The organism is Stenotrophomonas sp. ESTM1D_MKCIP4_1, assembly GCF_003086895.1.
Classification (GTDB): domain Bacteria; phylum Pseudomonadota; class Gammaproteobacteria; order Xanthomonadales; family Xanthomonadaceae; genus Stenotrophomonas.
Window position 1 is genome coordinate 4,459,488 of sequence record NZ_CP026004.1, and the last position, 16,393, is coordinate 4,475,880.

Annotated in this window: 13 protein-coding genes; 5 read left to right on the forward strand and 8 right to left on the reverse strand. The window is 66.7% G+C overall.

The window, feature by feature from the left end:
- Window positions 1–14 precede the first annotated feature (14 nt).
- From C1924_RS20155 to C1924_RS20165, 3 genes are all read left to right on the forward strand, one after another.
- A complete protein-coding gene (locus C1924_RS20155) occupies window positions 15–1,010 on the forward strand; it encodes an aldo/keto reductase (protein ID WP_108767138.1) in 996 nt (331 codons plus the stop codon).
- Between the two features lie 68 nt (window positions 1,011–1,078).
- Window positions 1,079–1,735 (forward strand): suppressor of fused domain protein, encoded by a 657-nt coding sequence (locus tag C1924_RS20160; protein WP_108766906.1) that lies wholly within the window; start codon window positions 1,079–1,081, stop codon window positions 1,733–1,735.
- Window positions 1,736–1,905: 170 nt separating this feature from the next.
- Window positions 1,906–3,333 carry an amino acid permease gene (locus C1924_RS20165; protein WP_108766907.1) on the forward strand — a complete coding sequence of 476 codons (1,428 nt, stop codon included), beginning with the start codon at window positions 1,906–1,908 and terminating at the stop codon, window positions 3,331–3,333.
- Between the two features lie 156 nt (window positions 3,334–3,489).
- Here C1924_RS20165 and C1924_RS20170 read toward each other — a convergent pair whose 3' ends face one another.
- Both C1924_RS20170 and C1924_RS20175 read right to left on the reverse strand, forming a co-directional pair.
- Window positions 3,490–4,731 (reverse strand): dipeptidase, encoded by a 1,242-nt coding sequence (locus tag C1924_RS20170; RefSeq protein ID WP_108766908.1) that lies wholly within the window; start codon window positions 4,729–4,731, stop codon window positions 3,490–3,492.
- Window positions 4,732–4,930: 199 nt separating this feature from the next.
- A complete protein-coding gene (locus C1924_RS20175; protein WP_108766909.1) occupies window positions 4,931–6,100 on the reverse strand; it encodes a class I SAM-dependent rRNA methyltransferase in 1,170 nt (389 codons plus the stop codon).
- 352 nt (window positions 6,101–6,452) lie between these two features.
- Between C1924_RS20175 and C1924_RS20180 the strand changes: the two genes are divergently transcribed.
- Both C1924_RS20180 and C1924_RS20185 read left to right on the forward strand, forming a co-directional pair.
- On the forward strand, window positions 6,453–7,415 hold the full coding sequence (locus C1924_RS20180; protein WP_108766910.1) for a TerC family protein: 963 nt from the start codon (window positions 6,453–6,455) through the stop codon (window positions 7,413–7,415).
- Between the two features lie 107 nt (window positions 7,416–7,522).
- The gene (locus C1924_RS20185; RefSeq protein WP_108766911.1) at window positions 7,523–8,293 is read left to right on the forward strand and encodes a rhomboid family intramembrane serine protease; all 771 of its coding nucleotides are present in this window, start codon (window positions 7,523–7,525) and stop codon (window positions 8,291–8,293) included.
- 63 nt (window positions 8,294–8,356) lie between these two features.
- On the opposite strand, the gene C1924_RS20190 is transcribed toward C1924_RS20185, so the two are convergent.
- The 6 genes from C1924_RS20190 to rpmH form a co-directional block, all read right to left on the reverse strand.
- Window positions 8,357–9,460, reverse strand: coding sequence for a glycerophosphodiester phosphodiesterase (locus C1924_RS20190; RefSeq protein ID WP_108766912.1), 1,104 nt, complete (start codon window positions 9,458–9,460; stop codon window positions 8,357–8,359).
- A 148-nt stretch (window positions 9,461–9,608) separates the two neighbouring features.
- On the reverse strand, window positions 9,609–10,958 hold the full coding sequence (mnmE, locus tag C1924_RS20195) for a tRNA uridine-5-carboxymethylaminomethyl(34) synthesis GTPase MnmE (RefSeq protein ID WP_108766913.1): 1,350 nt from the start codon (window positions 10,956–10,958) through the stop codon (window positions 9,609–9,611).
- A 3-nt stretch (window positions 10,959–10,961) separates the two neighbouring features.
- The gene (locus C1924_RS20200; protein WP_108766914.1) at window positions 10,962–13,634 is read right to left on the reverse strand and encodes a polysaccharide deacetylase family protein; all 2,673 of its coding nucleotides are present in this window, start codon (window positions 13,632–13,634) and stop codon (window positions 10,962–10,964) included.
- Window positions 13,635–13,782: 148 nt separating this feature from the next.
- Window positions 13,783–15,498 (reverse strand): membrane protein insertase YidC, encoded by a 1,716-nt coding sequence (gene yidC, locus C1924_RS20205; protein WP_108766915.1) that lies wholly within the window; start codon window positions 15,496–15,498, stop codon window positions 13,783–13,785.
- Window positions 15,498–15,992: a ribonuclease P protein component gene (gene rnpA / locus C1924_RS20210; protein ID WP_108766916.1), complete on the reverse strand. Its 495-nt coding sequence runs from the start codon at window positions 15,990–15,992 to the stop codon at window positions 15,498–15,500. The genes yidC and rnpA overlap by 1 nt, the downstream gene beginning before the upstream one ends.
- A gap of 5 nt (window positions 15,993–15,997) precedes the next feature.
- Window positions 15,998–16,138, reverse strand: a complete 141-nt coding sequence (gene rpmH, locus C1924_RS20215) for a 50S ribosomal protein L34 (RefSeq protein ID WP_005411729.1) — start codon at window positions 16,136–16,138, stop codon at window positions 15,998–16,000.
- Window positions 16,139–16,393: the final 255 nt, after the last annotated feature.

The following is a 16,393-nucleotide window of genomic DNA, read 5'->3' on the forward strand; positions in this document are numbered from 1 at the left end:
TGAACCCCACCCCGATGACACCCCGTACCCTCGGCCCGGCCGGACCCACCGTGTCCGCCCTCGGCCTGGGCTGCATGGGCATGAGCGCCTTCTACGGCGGCCGCAGCAGCGAGGACGAGGCCATCGCCCTGATCCAGCAGGCGCTGGACCGTGGCGTTACCCTGCTCGACACCGCCGATGTGTATGGCCCGCACACCAATGAACGCCTGCTCGGCCGCGCCATCACCGGGCGCCGCAACGAGGCGTTTCTGGCCAGCAAGTTCGGCCTGAAGCTGGACCCGGGCAACCCGCAGGCGCGCGGTATCGACGGCCGCCCGGAATATGTGCAGGCCGCCTGCGAGGACAGCCTGCGCCGCCTGGGCGTGGACCACATTGATCTGTACTACCAGCACCGCGTCGACCCGGCCGTGCCGATCGAGGACACCGTGGGTGCGATGGCGCGCCTGGTCGAACAGGGCAAGGTGCGCTGGCTGGGCCTGTCCGAAGCCTCTGCAGCCACTGTGCGCCGTGCCCATGCGGTGCATCCGATCACGGCGGTGCAGAGCGAGTACTCGCTGTGGTCGCGCGAACCGGAGCAGAACGGGGTGCTGGCCACCACCGCCGAACTGGGCATCGGCTTCGTACCGTATTCGCCGCTGGGTCGTGGCTTCCTGACGGGCGCCATCCGCAGCCCGGATGACTTCGAGGCCGACGACTACCGCCGCGGTTCGCCGCGCTTCCAGGGGGACAACTTCGCCCGCAACCTGGCGCTGGTGGCACAGGTGCAGGCACTGGCTGCCGAGCTGGAAATCACCCCGGCGCAGCTGGCACTGGCCTGGGTGCTGGCACAGGGTCCACACCTGGTGCCGATCCCGGGCACGACGCGACAGGCACGGTTGCAGGAAAATCTGGGCGCGTTGCAGGTGTCGTTGGATGCGGAGGTACTGGCACGGCTGGATGCGGTGTTCCCGCTGCACGCGGCTGCCGGTGAGCGCTACCCGGAGGCGGTGCTGGCCACGGTGGACCGCTGAGGCATCAGGGGGGGGCGCGCTATGCTGCGTTCCCCACCTGCAAGCGCAACGAACGCACGAGGACCGCCATGGATGACGACACCCTGCTCGAACACAGTTGGGAAGTCCGCGAAGAGTCCCTCTACAAACAGCACTTCGGCGATACCGGCCCGGGCATCCATCCGCTGGACATGGACCTGCTGCACGGGGTCTTCCAGCAGGAGGACATCGATCCGCGCTGGCTGCACGTGGGCGTATTCGCCTGCCCCCCACATGGCGAGCGCAGGCACTGGGTGTATGTCAGCTCGGGCCTTTCCAACGCCTGGGAAGGTGTGCACGAGGACGGCGATTCGGGTTTCGGTGTTGAGCTGCTGCTGGAAACGCGCGACGAAGCGCCGTGGGCGTTGACCACCCTGCGCTGGTTCACCGCCTACCAGCTGCTGCTGTGCCATTCGCGCATGCCGGGCGGACCCCTGGCGCCGTGGCATCGGTTGAAGCTGGGCATGCCGGTGGACCGTGCCGACAGCGAACTGCAGGCGATGGTGTTCATTCCCTCGCCGCATTTCCCCGGCCCCCAACAGCTGCCCTCTGGCCGCTTCGATTTCCTGCAGCTGCTGCCGCTGACCCTGGACGAGCATGCGTTCGGTCGCGAACACGACTTTGAAACGGTGCTGGCGCAGCTGACTGCGGCGGGCGCCGCGCCGGTGGTCGACCCGGAGCGCCGCGGCATCGCGTTGACGCCGTAGCGTCGAGCAAGCTCGACTCTACCGGGTACGCGGTTTATGCCGATTCCGTCACCCTGGTCGGGGCGCAGCGCGCGCCCTGACGGGTATGACCCTCGCCAGTGGTAATGCTGCGCTGCGTTCGGTCACACTCGGGGACTTGTCGTTCCAAGTCATCCCCTTCCGAGGCCCGCATGTCCCTGCTCCGGCGAAAGTCGCTCGATTCCGTCACTGTCCATGAAGCCGGCCGCCGCCTGGTGCCGACCCTCAGCTGGCCACACCTGATCGCACTGGGCATCGGCGCCATTGTCGGCACCGGCATCTACACGCTCATCGGTGTCGGCGCCAACCTGGCCGGCCCGGCGGTGCTGATCTCCTTCGCCATCGCTGGCGCGGTCTGCGCCTGCGCAGCCCTGTCCTACGCCGAGCTGTCCACGATGATGCCGGCCGCCGGCAGCGCCTACACCTACAGCTACAGCGCACTGGGCGAGGTATTTGCCTGGGTGGTGGGCTGGAGCCTGATCCTTGAGTACTCGCTGGTGGTCAGTACGGTGGCGGTGGGCTGGTCCGGCTATTTCGTCGGCTTCCTCGAATGGGCGCATACGCAGTTCGGCTGGAACATCACCCTGCCGGCTGCACTCGCTGCCGGCCCGCATGTCGCCGGTGGCTTCATCAACCTGCCGGCCATCATCATCACCTGGCTGGTGGCACTGATGCTGATGGCGGGCACCAAGGAAAGCGCCACCCTCAACGCGATCCTGGTGGTCTTCAAGCTGATCGCGCTGGCGATCTTCGTGGCCGTGGCCCTGCCCGCCTTCGACAGCGCCAACCTGCAGCCGTTCATGCCGTATGGCTTTGCCAAGTCGATCGGTCCGGACGGGGTCGAGCACGGCGTGATGGCGGCAGCGGCGATCATCTTCTTCGCCTTCTACGGCTTCGACGCGATTTCCACCGCAGCCGAAGAAACCAAGAACCCGGGCCGTGACCTGTCCATCGGCATCATCGGTTCGATGATCGGCTGCACCATCGTCTACGTGCTGGTGGCGCTGGCCGCAGTGGGTGCGATGAGCTACGCCGTGTTCGGCCACAGCGCCGAGCCGCTGGCCCTGATCATGCGCCAGCTCGGCCATCCGACCGCCGCCATGGTGATCGGCGTGATCGCGATCATCGCCCTGCCCACCGTGCTGTTGGCCTTCCTCTACGGGCAAAGCCGCATCTTCTTCGTGATGAGCCGCGACGGCCTGCTGCCGCGTGGCCTGTCCAAGGTCAACGCCCGCACTGGCACGCCGGTGGCGACCACGCTGTTCACTGCCGTGGTGGTGTCGGCACTGGCCGGCGTGGCCCGCCTGGACGAGATCGCCGCACTGGCCAATGCCGGCACCCTGGCCGCGTTCACCGCCGTGGGCATCTGCCTGGTGGTACTGCGCCTGCGCGAACCGGACCGTGCGCGCACCTTCCGCACGCCGGTGGCCTTCGTGGTCGGCCCGCTGGCCGCGCTGGGCTGCATCTACCTGTTCATCAGCCTGCCGCACACCACCCAGCTGTACTTCCTGGTGTGGAACGTGGTCGGCCTGGTGCTGTACTTCCTGTACAGCCGCCGCAATGCACTGATCGCGAAATAATCTGATCACCGGGCATGCCGGCCAGCGGCCGGCATTACCGCAGGGCGGTCAGCCGCCCAGCTTTCGCATCACCGGTGGTGCCGGCCGCTGGCCGGCAATGCGCAACCTGTTGATCCGGGCGATGCCGGCCAGCGGCCGGCACTACCGCAGGGCGCTTCACCGGCCCTGCTTTGCCGCGTACTCCTGCGCCTGGCGCATCACCCGCAGCAGGTTGCCGCCCCAGATGGCGGTGATCTGCTGCTCGTTGTAGCCCTTGCGCAGCAGCCATGCGGTGATCTTCGGCAGCTGGCTGACATCGGGCAGATCGCTCAGCCCACCGCCACCATCCCAGTCCAGACCGATGCCCACGTGCTCGGGACCGACCACGGTGAGGATGTGCTCGAAGTGGGCGAAGAAGTCATCCAGGCTGGCATGGCGTACCGGGTGTTCGTGGTCCAGCGCCTGCTCGGCCTGCTGCAGGGCCACGCCCTGGGCGATGGTCATGCCTTCCCAGCTGCCCAGCTTCCTGCTCAGCGCCTCCTCGGCCTGCTTCCGTTCGGGCGTTTTGCCGGTGTCGATCAGGTAACCGCCATAGGCGTTCACCTGGATCACGCCGCCCGCCTTGGCCAGCGCGCGCAGGCGCGCATCGTCCAGGTTGCGTGGGTGGTTGTAGACCGCCTTGGCCGAACTGTGCGACAGCACGAACGGCACCGGCATCATCGCCAGCAGATCATCGAACACGGCATCGGAGGCGTGCGACTGGTCAATGACGATGCCCAGCTTCACCGCAGCCCGCACCAGATCCTTGCCTGCCGGGCTCAGGCCATTCCATTCGGGGCCTTTGGGGTCGGTGGCCGAATCGGCGAATTCGTTGTTGGCAAAATGCACCGTGCTGAGCAGGCGCAGGCCAGCGCGATGGTAGAACGAGAGCAGGCTGGGGTCTTCCACCAGCGGGCTGGCGTTTTCCATGCTGATGTAGACCACGCGCTTGCCGGCAGCCTTGATCCGCGCCGCATCATCGGCGGTCAGCGCAAGCGCAAAGCGCTCGGGGTTGGCGGCCAGCATCTGGCGGATCTCCAGCAGGCGCTGCAGGCCGTGGTCGCGCTCGGCCAGGTGCGCCGTTGCACTGCGATCGCCCTGGTCGGTGTAGATCGCCCAGAAACCGCCGTCCAGCGCGCCTTCCACCATGCGCGGGTAGTCCACCTGCGAAAGCGCGTTGTGCGCGTGGCGTTGTTCGATGTCGAAGCCGGCGCGGCCGAAGTTGGCCGGCGTATCCAGGTGGCTGTCCAGGGTCAGCAGCCGCTGCTGCAGCGCCTTGGCGCGGGCCAGTTCCTGCGCGCTGAACTCGATGGCGTGGGCGGACAGCGGCGCGCACAGCGCCAATGCAAGCACGACGGACAGCTGACGCAACGATGGCATGGGCTCTCACCGGTAAGGGAAGAGCCCGACCATAGCGTCGTGGCCCCGCATTGGGTAGCGCCGGGCCACGCCCGGCGGATCTTCGCCGAGCATGAATCCTTTTCACGGCCCGGCGGCCAGTCTCCCGCGCATTGCGATGCGCTCAAAACAAATGGCGCCCCATTGTTCAGGTGGCGCGGCTCGGCTCTACAGGTTGAAATCAATCAACCACGCGGCAGAACACGGCCTTCAGGTAGCGCGATTCCTGCACATGGGCCATGAACGGATGGTCCGGACCGGCACCCGCCACCTTCAGGATCTGGATCGTACGGCCGGAGAAATAGGCCGCGCGGCGCAGCATGTCCAGGAACTGATCCTCGGCCACCAGGCCGGTGCACGAGAACGTGGCAAACAGGCCGCCCGGCTTGACCACGCCCAGCGCCAGCTTGTTCATGTCCAGGTACTTCTTCAGCGCGGTGATCACCTGGTCGCGGTCGCGGGTCATCTTCGCCGGGTCCAGGATCACCACGTCGTACTGTTCACCGCGGTTGGCGGCATCGCGCAGCCACGGGAAGATATCGGACTGGATGAACTTCGGGCGCACGTTGTTCAGGCGCGAATTGCCCTTGGCGATCTGGATGACGTCTTCATCGATGTCGATGCCGACCACTTCCGAAGCGCCACGTGCCGCCGCGTACACGGCGAAACCGCCGGTGTTGCAGCACAGGTCGAGCACGCTCTTGCCTTCCACCTGCTGGCTCAGCCACTCGCGGTTTTCGCGCTGGTCGGCGAAGAAGCCGGTCTTGTGCGCACCGGCCGGGTCGGCGCGGAACTTGATGCCGTACTCGGTGATCACCGACGCTTCGGTGGTGGTGTTGCCGTGGAAGTCGAAGCTTTCCTGCTTCTGCACGTGTTCGTCGGCGAAGCTGTGGAAACGGCAGCCCGGGAACTGTTCGCGCAGGGCGTCGTAGATCCACTCGCGGTGGCGGAACATGCCGGCAGCGAAGAACTCGACCACCACCAGGTCGCCGTAGCGGTCCACCACCAGGCCGGACAGGCCGTCGCCTTCGCTGTGCACCACGCGCCAGGCGTCGGACACCGCATCGAGCTTCAGCACGCCGCGGCGCAGTTCGACCGCCTGGGCGATTTTGCGCGAGAACCAGCCGGCATCGACCGGCACGTTCTGGTCGGTTTCGAGAATGCGCACGGCGATGCGCGAGTGCCCGTTGTAGAAGCCACGGCCGATGAACTCGCCATCGATACCGACCACGTCGACGATGGAACCGGGCTTGGGCCGGACGGTCGGCTTCTCGACCAGTTTCTGGAAGATCCACGGGTGGCTGGAGCGCCACGCGTTCTTGAGGCGGACAACGGGAAGGGGGGTATTCATCGGCCTATTGTAAACCGGCCGCCGGGGTCAGATCCCCGCAGGGGCTCTGACCCCTTGGTCGATGGCGGTGTGGGGTCGGAGCCCCTGCGGGGGTCCGACCCCGCCGCCCCCCCCATTTGACGGCGGACCGGCCAGGCCGCAGAATCGGCGCCAGAAGGGGAGTAGCTCCCAGACGTTGTCGCCGTCAATTCGAGCCCGCAGGCTCCGGTGCAACGGCAATCCCACCCGCGTGGGGTTGCGAGCGAGACCTTCGCCGTACTGGCGAAGCTCTGTCCCTGGATCCCCCTCCCGATCCTCCGTTGCAGATCCTCGCCGTCCGGCCTGGCATTCATCTTTCCAACGGATATTCCCAATGCAGACGATCGGTAATGTGTGGATGTGGGGCGGCTTCGTGGCGGTGGTCATCATCGCCCTGCTTGTCGACCTGGTGTTGATGCGTCACGGCGGACCGCACAAGGTCACCTTCAAGGAAGCCCTGTGGTGGTCCATCGGCTGGGTCGCGCTGGCCCTGCTCTTCAATGCGGGCCTGTGGTTCTACCTCAGCGAGACCGCGGGCCAGGTCGTGGCCAACAAGGTCGGCCTGGAATTCCTGACCGGCTACCTGGTCGAGAAGGCCCTGGCGGTGGACAACATCTTTGTCTTCCTGATGATCATGAGCTACTTCGCGGTGCCGGAGGAACAGCGCCAGAAGGTGCTGATCATCGGCATCCTGGGTGCGATCGTGCTGCGTACGATCATGATTTTCGCCGGCAGCGTGCTGATCAGCCAGTTCCATTGGCTGCTCTACGTGTTTGGCGCCTTCCTGCTCTTCACCGGCTGGAAGATGTGGTTCGCCGCCGGCCAGGAACCCGACCTGGAGACCAACCCGGCCCTGCGCTGGATGCGCAAGCACCTGCGCCTTCTGCCCGGCTATGAAGGCAATGCGCTGAGCGTGAAGCGCGACGGCGTGCGCTGGTTCACCCCGCTGTTCGCGGTGCTGATCCTGATCGCGGTGACCGACGTGATCTTCGCGGTGGACAGCATCCCGGCCATCTTCGCCATCACCACCGACCCGTTCATCGTGCTGACCTCCAACGTCTTCGCGGTGCTGGGCCTGCGTGCGATGTTCTTCCTGCTGGCTGGCATGGCCGACCGCTTCCACCTGCTGCCGTACGGCCTTGCGCTGGTGCTGGGCTTCATCGGCATCAAGATGATGATCATCGACCTGTTCAAGATCCCGACCCCGGTGTCGCTGGGCGTGGTCGCAGCGATCATCGCCGCGACCGTGGTGCTCAGCCTGAAGTACCCGCCGAAGGAAGACGCCGGCCAGGCGTGAGCCTGACCGGTCCGCAGCGCGCGGCCGATGGGATTGTCCCGTCGGCCGTGCCGACTCTCCCGCAGCGGTGGCCTTGGTTTCGCGCCGGCCACCGCCATTGCTGAGGTATGGACAACAACACGCCCCTGCCCGCCGGTGACGTGCCGGCCCCCCGCAACGACCGCATGCGCATCCTGCGGGCGTTCAATGTCAGCCTGGCCGCCGTGCTGGTGCTGGTGGCCGTGTTCGCCCTGCAGGGCAGCTTCGACTGGCGGCCCTGGGCCGTGGCGCCGTTGGAAGCCAAGGGCCTGCTGGGCCTGATCGGCGGGCCGATGCTGCACGCTTCGGTCGAGCACATCGCCGCCAATGGCTTTGCAATCCTGATCCTGGGCACTCTGGCCGGCAGCGTGTACCCGAAGGCCACCGTGCGTGCCCTGCCCCTGCTGTGGCTGGGTTCGGGCATCGGCGCGTGGATGCTGGGCAACCCCGGCAGCGTGCACCTGGGCGCCAGCGGCGTCACCCACGGCCTGATGTTCCTGCTGGCCAGCCTGGGCCTGCTGCGCCGCGACCGCGCGGCCATTGCCACCGGCCTGATCGGCATGCTGTTCTACGGCGGCATGCTGATGACCATCCTGCCGCATGCCGACGGCGTGTCCTGGCAATCGCACATGGGCGGCGCCTTCGCCGGCATCATTGCCGCGCTGCTGTTCCGCAATGCCGACCCGATGGCGCCGCGCCCGCACTACAGCTGGGAGGACGAGGATGAAGATGTCCAGCCGTTGGCCGACGACGAGCTTGAGCCGCCTTCGCCGCGCCGCGTGCCGGTGCTGTGGCAGCCCCGCGAGGGGCAGGATTACGTGGTGATCCCGTTCCGCCGGCCGGACGAGCCGCGCGGTTGAAAGCTCGCGTCGGGGTCAGATCCCCGAAGGGGCTCTGACCCCGCCCCCGGCGACGTTGGCGGGTCAGTTCGCTGCGCCCATGCCATCCACCGCCTGCCGGCCCAGCGCCGGATCATCGGTGAAGAATGCATCGATGCCAGTGGCCAGATAGGCGCGCATCTCGGCAATCGAACCGTCCGGGTTGCGCGCGCTGTCGGCGCCCTTGCGCAGGTTGCTGGCCTGGAAGTGGTTTTCCGGGCGGAAGGTGTACGGGATCACCATCAGGCCCGCCGCGTGTGCATCACGCACCAGCGCCGTCGGCGTGCCCAGCGCACCGTTGGCCTCCAGCGGGATGATCGAGCGCAGCTCCGGGCCGATGCCGTCGGCGTAGCTGGCGATGTCTTTCAGCCCAGCCGGGGTCATCATCTGCGCATAGGTCAGCGTGCCACCAGCCTTGGCGACATCTGCCGGGCGGGCATCGCCCTTCCACAGCAGCTGCAGCAGGCGGATGTTGCTGTCACGGCCGATCCTGCCGCGCAGGTAGCGCAGGTTGGCGGTCTCGAACGACTGGATCGTGACCGGCGCGACGGCGGTGTAGGCATTGCCGCGCAGCGCGGCCAGCACCTTGTCTTCCATTGGCAGGCCGATGGACTGGAAGTACGTCGGGTGCTTGATCTCCGGCACCAGCCCGATGCCTCGGTTGGCACGCCCCGCCTGCTGGACCAGGAAGGCCAGGATCTCGTCGAGGGTGGCGATGCGGAACTGGCCGTCGAACGCTGTGCTGCGCAGTTCCGGCAGGCGCTCGCGGGTGTAGAGGGTCTTCAGCTCGGCCAGGGTGAAGTCTTCGGTGAACCAGCCGGTCACGCGCTCGCCGTCGATCACCTTGGTGGTCTTCCGCTTGGCGAATTCCTTGTGCTCGGCCACATCGGTGGTGCCACCGATCTCGTTCTCGTGCCGGGCCACGAGGACACCATCCTTGGTCATCACCAGGTCGGGCTCGATGTAGTCAGCGCCATCGGTGATGGCCTGCGCATAGGCGGCCAGGGTGTGTTCGGGCAGCAGCGCGCTGGCGCCGCGATGGCCGTAGACCAGCGCCTTGGGCGCGGTCGGGGTGGACGATTCAGCACTCATGACCACCGATGGTGCCACGGCCAGCGACAACAGCAACGCACAACCCCACGACTTCACTTCGACTTCCCCAAGCGGTATGTGATGGGAGGCAGTATGGGGCGGCAATGTTACAGGCGGGGGTGCCGGGGTCGGATCCCCGCAGGGGCTCTGACCCCATGGGTTACCGGTGCGGGGTCAGAGCCCCTGCGGGGATCTGACCCCTGCGCTATTTGCCGATGCAGAAGCTGGAGAAGATCCTGCCCAGCAGGTCATCGGCACTCATCTGCCCGGTGATCTCGCCCAGCGCGTCATGCGCCAACCGCAGCTCTTCGGCCGCCAGTTCCAGGTGCTCGTGCACCAGCTCGCCATCGGCGCGCTGTGCGTGTTCCTGCGCGCGTTCAATCGCATCGACATGGCGGGTGCGGGCGGAGAACTCACCCTCCACCTGCTCCCCTGCCCCGGCCGAGGCAATCGAGCGCAGGCGGGCGTGCAATTCCTCCAGGCCCGCGCCGGTGGCGGCCGAGACGAACACGCGATCCGGGTCGGCCAGCGTCGGCAGCGCGTCCAGCAGGTCCGACTTGTTGTGGATGTAGACCTTGTGCGGCACGGCGGCCACTGCCTCGCCCAGCGCGGCTTCGCCGGCAGCGGGATCGCGCGCGTCCAGCACGATCAGCGCCAGGTCGGTGCGCTCGATTTCCACGTGGGCGCGGCGCATGCCTTCGCGTTCGATGGCATCGCCGCCGTCGCGCAGGCCGGCGGTGTCGACCAGGGTCAGTTCCAGGCCATCCAGGCGGATGGTCTCGCGCAGGGTGTCGCGGGTGGTGCCGGCGATGTCGGTGACGATGGCACGCTCGCTGCCGGCCAGTGCATTCAACAGTGAACTCTTGCCGGCATTGGGCGGGCCGATCAGCACCGCGTGCAGACCGTCGCGCAGGCGACGGCCGCGTTCGGCATCACGGCGCAGCAAGGCAAGATCAGCGCGCGCCTGTTCCAGCCCACGCCGCACCTGCGCGCCGCCGAGCGTGTCCAGCGGTTCGTCGGCGAAGTCGATGGCCGCTTCCACGTGGATGCGCAGCAGCACCAGCTGTTCGACCACCGCTTCGATGCGGCGCGAGAACACGCCATCCATCGAGCGACGAGCCGCGCGCGCAGCGCGGTTGTCACCGGCCGCGATCAGGTCGGCGATGGCCTCGGCCTGGGCCAGGTCGAGCTTGCCGTTGAGGAAGGCCCGTTCACTGAACTCACCCGGTCGCGCCTGGCGCGCGCCGAGCGCGATGCAGCGCGCGACCAGCTGCTGCAGCAGCACGGGGCTGCCGTGGCCCTGCAGTTCCACCACTTCCTCGCCGGTGAAGCTGTTCGGGGCCGGGAACCACAGCACGATGCCATCGTCGATCACCTCACCGTCGGCATCCCGCAGGCGTGCGTAGTGCGCGTGGCGCGGCCGCAGCGAGGGCGCGCCCAGCGCGTTGGCAATCGCCGCCGCACGCGGGCCGGACAGGCGCAGCAATCCGACACCGCCCGCGCCGGCGGCACTGGCGATGGCGACGATGGTCTCGGTGCGGGTCACATCGTTCATGGCTCAGAGTTTCTCCAGCTGTGCGCGCGCCTGTGCGGCGCCACTGCCCTGCGGCTGCAGGGCCAGGTAGGTGGTGTAGGCCTGCTTGGCCTTGGCCTTGTCGCCCGCGTTGAAATAGGCATCACCAAGGTTGAGGTGGGCCACCGCACGCGATGGGTCGATCTTCAGCGTGTTTTCCAGCCAGCGCGCGGCTTCGGCGTAGCGCTGCTGGCGGTAATAGACAAAGCCGAGATTGTTGGCCGCCTGGGCGAAGTCCGGGCGCAGCTTCAGCGCTTCGGCGAACTGCGCCGCGGCCTGGTCGTACTGCTTCTCGCGGTACAGCTGCAGGCCACGGTCGTTGGCCTGCTGCGCGCGCTGCCGGTCCGATGCCGGTCCGGCCGTGGGCACCACCAGCCTGGCCTTGCCGCCCTGCAGGTCGGCGACGGTCACCGGCGCCTGGGCAGCGCTGGCATCCTGCGCGGCGTCGACCTTGTTGTTCAACGCGATGGCATCTGCAGTCAGCTGGCGCGAATCGGCGTTGAGGTATTCCTGGCTGTCAGGCACCTGGAACACGAACTCGCCGCCCTGCGAACCGGGCAGGCTGCCGAAGGCCGGGGTCTGCTGCGAGACCGCCGAGACCGCCGGCGCCACGTAGGCAGCCAGCTCGGTACCGGTGATCAGGCCGTCGCCATTGAGGTCACCCTTGCCGGCCAGCGCCTGCAGCAGCACCCAGGTGAATACCGAATGGCCATTCGGGCCGGCGTCGGCCACTTGCTGGTCGGCACCGCCGGCGGTGAGCATCTGCCGCGCGCTGCGGCGTGCGTTCTCGCGCAGGAACGACGACGACGAGGGGCCACCACGGGTCAGGCCCAGGCCGCTGTAACAGGCATCCATCACGAACATCACGTGCTTGGCCTGCATGCTCTCGGCGATGTTCTGGATGTCGGTCATCGCGATGGCGTCGGTAGCGAATTCCTTCGGGTCCGAGTCGACCGGGATGATGTAACCCAGATCGCGGCCGGAGGCGAGCTGGCGGGTAGCACCATGGCCGGCGAAAAACACGAACACGCGGTCGTTCCTGCCGGTGCGGTCGTCGGCCAGGCGGTCGTGGAAGGCGGCCAGGATGTTGTTGCGGGTGGCCTGCTCGTTCTTCAGCACGATCACCTGCGAGGACGGGAAGCCGAACTGCCCGGTGAGGGTGTCGGCCACCGCCTGCGCATCATGGCTGGCGTATTCCAGCTTCTGCCACTTGGCGTAGTTGTCGATGCCGACCACGATCGCCCACGACTTCTCGTAACCGGTGGTGACGGTGGCATCGCTGGCCGCGCCCTTGCGCGCGCGGGCGACGGTGAACTCGCGGCCATTCCAGCCGGCGAACTGGTAGCCATCGGCAATCAGGCGATCCAGGATCTGTGGCAGCGCCTTCACTGCGCGGTCGTGGATGTCATGGAACAGGATGATGCCGCGCTGTTCCTTGTGCACCTGGTCGAGCACGCGCTGGACGATGGATTCCGGCACCGGGTCGGCCCAGTCCATCGAATCGATGTTCCACATGATCGACTTCAGGCCGGCTTCGTTGAGCAGCTGCAGGCCTTCAGCGTTGCGCGCGCCATACGGAAAGCGGAACAGCGGCGCACGCTTGCTGTCGACATCCTTCAACAGGGTGTCGGTATCGAGCACCTGCTGGCGCAGTGCATCGCCGGTGGTGCGCGACAGCTGGGCGTGGGTCAGGCTGTGGTTGCCGACCGCATAGCCCTCTTCCATCAGGGTGCGGCTGATCTTCGCCATCGGGCCAAGGGTTACCTTGCCGTCGGCTTCCACCTTGCCCAGATTGCGGCCGACCTCGAAGAACACGCCTGGCACGTCGTAGCGCTTGAGGATGGCCGTCACCTCATCGGTGTACGCCTTGTGCGGACCATCGTCGAAGGTCAGCACCACGGTCTTCGGCGGCAGGTCACGGCCGAAGATCTCGCGGTCGCTGTCCTTCATCGACATCGGGTACGGCTCGATCACCCCGTAGTCGCGCTGGATGGCCTCGCGGCTGTAGTCCTTGTGCAGGTGGGCGATGTAGTCCTCCCACTTCTCCCGCTTCAGGTCGATGGCGCGGGTGCGCTCGAAGCGGCTGAAGATGCGGGTCAGTTCCTGGTTGTAGTTGCGCTCTATTTCATCCAGCGCATCGAGGTCTTCGCCGATGCGCTGGTGCAGCTTCACCGCCGGCAGCGAGGAATCGGTACCCACGCGTTCGTGCAGGTCGCGCAGCATTTCGCGGAAGGCCAGGCGATCGGCGTCGAACAGTTCCGGTGCCGATTCGATGTAGTCCAGCACCGTGCCCAGGGTGGCGAAGCGCTGCGGGCTGCCATTGCGCAGCAGGCTGTCGAACTGCGCGGCGATGGCGGTGCGCTGTTCCAGGCCGTCGTGGAAGAGCTGCTGGCCGATGCGGGTGGAGGTGCCGCGGTCAGCGGGGCTCTGCTGCGCTTCGTCGGCCAGCAGCACGATGATGCGGCGGTAGCCATCCAGCTGCTTCTGCAATGCAGCCAGGATCGGTGCAGCGGCCGGGTCGGCGGCGGCGGCGGCCTGCGCGCTGGGCTGGGTAACGGCGGTCGCCGGCGCCTTCGCGTCCTGGTCGCCACAGCCGGCAACGGCCAGGGTCAGCAGCAGCGAAGGCAGGAACAGGCGGAACGACGACGTACGCGGCATGGCATGACCGGAGGTGGGAGGAGCGGTGTGCGGGCGATTCTACCCCTGCATGCGAAAAGCCCGCCTTGCGGCGGGCTTTTGCAGCGGTAGAGTCGACCGTTGGTCGACTGGCGTTGGAGAAGTCGACCAACGGTCGACTCTACCCGGCTTATTTCTTTTTGACCGGGGCCGGTGCCGTGGTTGCCGGCAGCGGCTCGCCACCATGGCGCTTGGTCATCCACCACTGCTGCAGCAGGCCCAGGCCGCCGTTGACCACCCAGTACAGGACCAGGCCCGACGGCATGAAGGCCATCATGAAGCCGAAGACGATCGGCATGAACTGCATCATCTTCTGCTGCATCGGGTCCATGCCCGGTGCCGGGGTCAGCTTCTGCGTGGCCCACATCACCGCCACGTTGATGACCGGCAGGATGAAGTACGGGTCGCGTGCGGTCAGGTCCTGGATCCAGCCCAGCCACGGCGCCTGGCGCAGCTCGACAGACTCCACCAGCACCCAGTACAGGGCGAAGAAGATCGGCATCTGGATGAGGATCGGCAGGCAGCCGCCCATCGGATTGATCTTTTCCTTCTTGTACAGCTCCATCATCGCGGTCTGGAACTTCTGGCGGTCATCGCCATAGCGTTCCTTCAGCTGCGCGATGCGCGGCTGGAAGCGACGCATCTTCGCACCGCTCTTGTACTGCACGGCCGACAGCGGGTAGAGCACCAGCTTCAGCAGCACCACCAGGCCGACGATGGCCCAGCCCCAGTTGCCGACCAGCTTGTGCACCTGGTTCAGCACCCAGAACAGGCCCTGGCCGATCACCGCCATCATCGAGAAGCGGCTGTAGTCGACCACGCGGTCCAGGCCCGGCACGTCTTCCTTGGCAATCTGGTTCACCAGCTTCGGGCCGACCCACAGGCGGGCTTCGGTGCTGGTGGACTGGCCGGGGGCCACGGTGAAGGCCGGGCCACGTGCTTCGATCAGGTCACGACCTGCCACCTGCGACAGCACGTAGTGCGCGGTCTGATCCTTCTGCGGAATCCAGGCGGTGAAGAAGTGGTGCTGCAGCATCGCCAGCCAGCCGCCGGTGATGTTCTGGTTCAGCGCGCCATCGTCCAGGTAATCCTTGAACGCACGGCGCTGGTACTTCTTGTCGTTGTCATACCAGGTCGCGCCGTTGAAGCTGAACGAGTCCGGGTTGGTCATGTTCCGCGACAGGATGGTCGGGGTACGGTCCAGGGTGCGGTAGACGTAGCCGTTCCACGGGGCAGCGCCGGTGTTGCTGACCTCGTCCTTGAAGCGCACGGCGTACTCGTTGCGCGAGACGGTCAGGGTGCGCTTGATGGTCACGCCGTTGTCGGCGGTCCACACGAACGGGATCTGCAGCTGGTTCTGGCCGTCGGCCAGCACGAAGTCATGGACGTCACCGACCAGCTTGAAGCCATCGGCGCCCGGCACCGGGGTGTTCTTGTCTTCGCTGGCCCAGCCACTGATCGCGCTGTACGGATGCGCGGGGTTTTCGGTCAGCAGGCGGACCGGCGGGCTGCCTTCGTCCTTGGACTGCGGGAACTGCAGCAGCTCGGCATCGAGCACGCGGCCGCCATCCAGCACCAGGCGCAGCACGTCGGTGGTGACCGTCACGCGCTGGGCAGCCGGGGTGGCGCTGGCCTGGGCCTGCACCGCGGCCTGGCCGGGTGCACCGGGAACCTGCGCGCTGGGGATGCTGCCCGGGGTCGCCCCTGGAACGCTCTGTGCGGCGGCCTGGACCGACGTCGTGGTCGGTGCCGGGGTCGGGGCCGCCTTTTCACGGCTCCACTCCATCCACAGCAGCACGGCCACCATCAGCCAGGCAAAAATAAGGAATACGCGGGTCTGGTTCATCAGCGGACAGGCTCGGCGGGGCCGGGACGCGATGCCGGCTCGGTCAAAGAAGGAGATGCGATGCCATCTGGCGGCGGCATTGTGCCGTCCACGCCCGGCGCGGGCAATGCACGCAGGCGCCGCAACAGGCGCAGAAAGGCCTGGCGGATGTCGTCGTTGCTGGCGGAACGCGCAGCACTACGAGCCACGACGACGAAGTCGCCTGGCTGGATGTCGGTTCGTGTCTGACGCAGGGTATCGCGCAGGACGCGCTTGATCCGGTTACGCCCTACGGCGTGTGGATCGACCTTGCGGGAAACCGCCAGACCCAGCCTGGCCGGCCGGTCAGCCGGCAGCCAGTGCAGGGTCATCAGCGGATCGGACACACGGCGGGCGCCGTTGAAGACCGTTGAATATTCGGCACGCGTGCGAACCCGCGCAGAGCGAGGGAATCGCTTGCGCGGGTCTGCAGTATTCACTGTCGAAGGGATTGCGTCTGCCGCGATGTGCGGCATGGCAATCAGGCGCTCAGGACTTTGCGGCCCTTGGCGCGGCGACGCGACAGGATCTTGCGGCCGTCAGCGGTCTTCATACGGGCACGGAAGCCGTGGTCGCGCTTACGCTTGAGGTTGCTGGGCTGGTAGGTGCGCTTGGTGGCCATGTGGGCCTCTCGTATGAATGGGACGGGAAAGAACCGGAAATTCTAGAGAGGTCTCCCCCCTCACGTCAACCCCTTGTGACTACGCCAATTCACCGGCCTGTGCAATAGCTGTGGATGTTTTTGTGAATAAGTAGGGGACAAGCATTCCGAAGCCGGGCGCTCGGTGGTAGTCTGAGCCATCCATTTCCCCCCTTTCAGGCCTGTGTTTGGGCGCATTGTCGCGCCTGTCCACAGGCCACCGGACGATTATTGCCG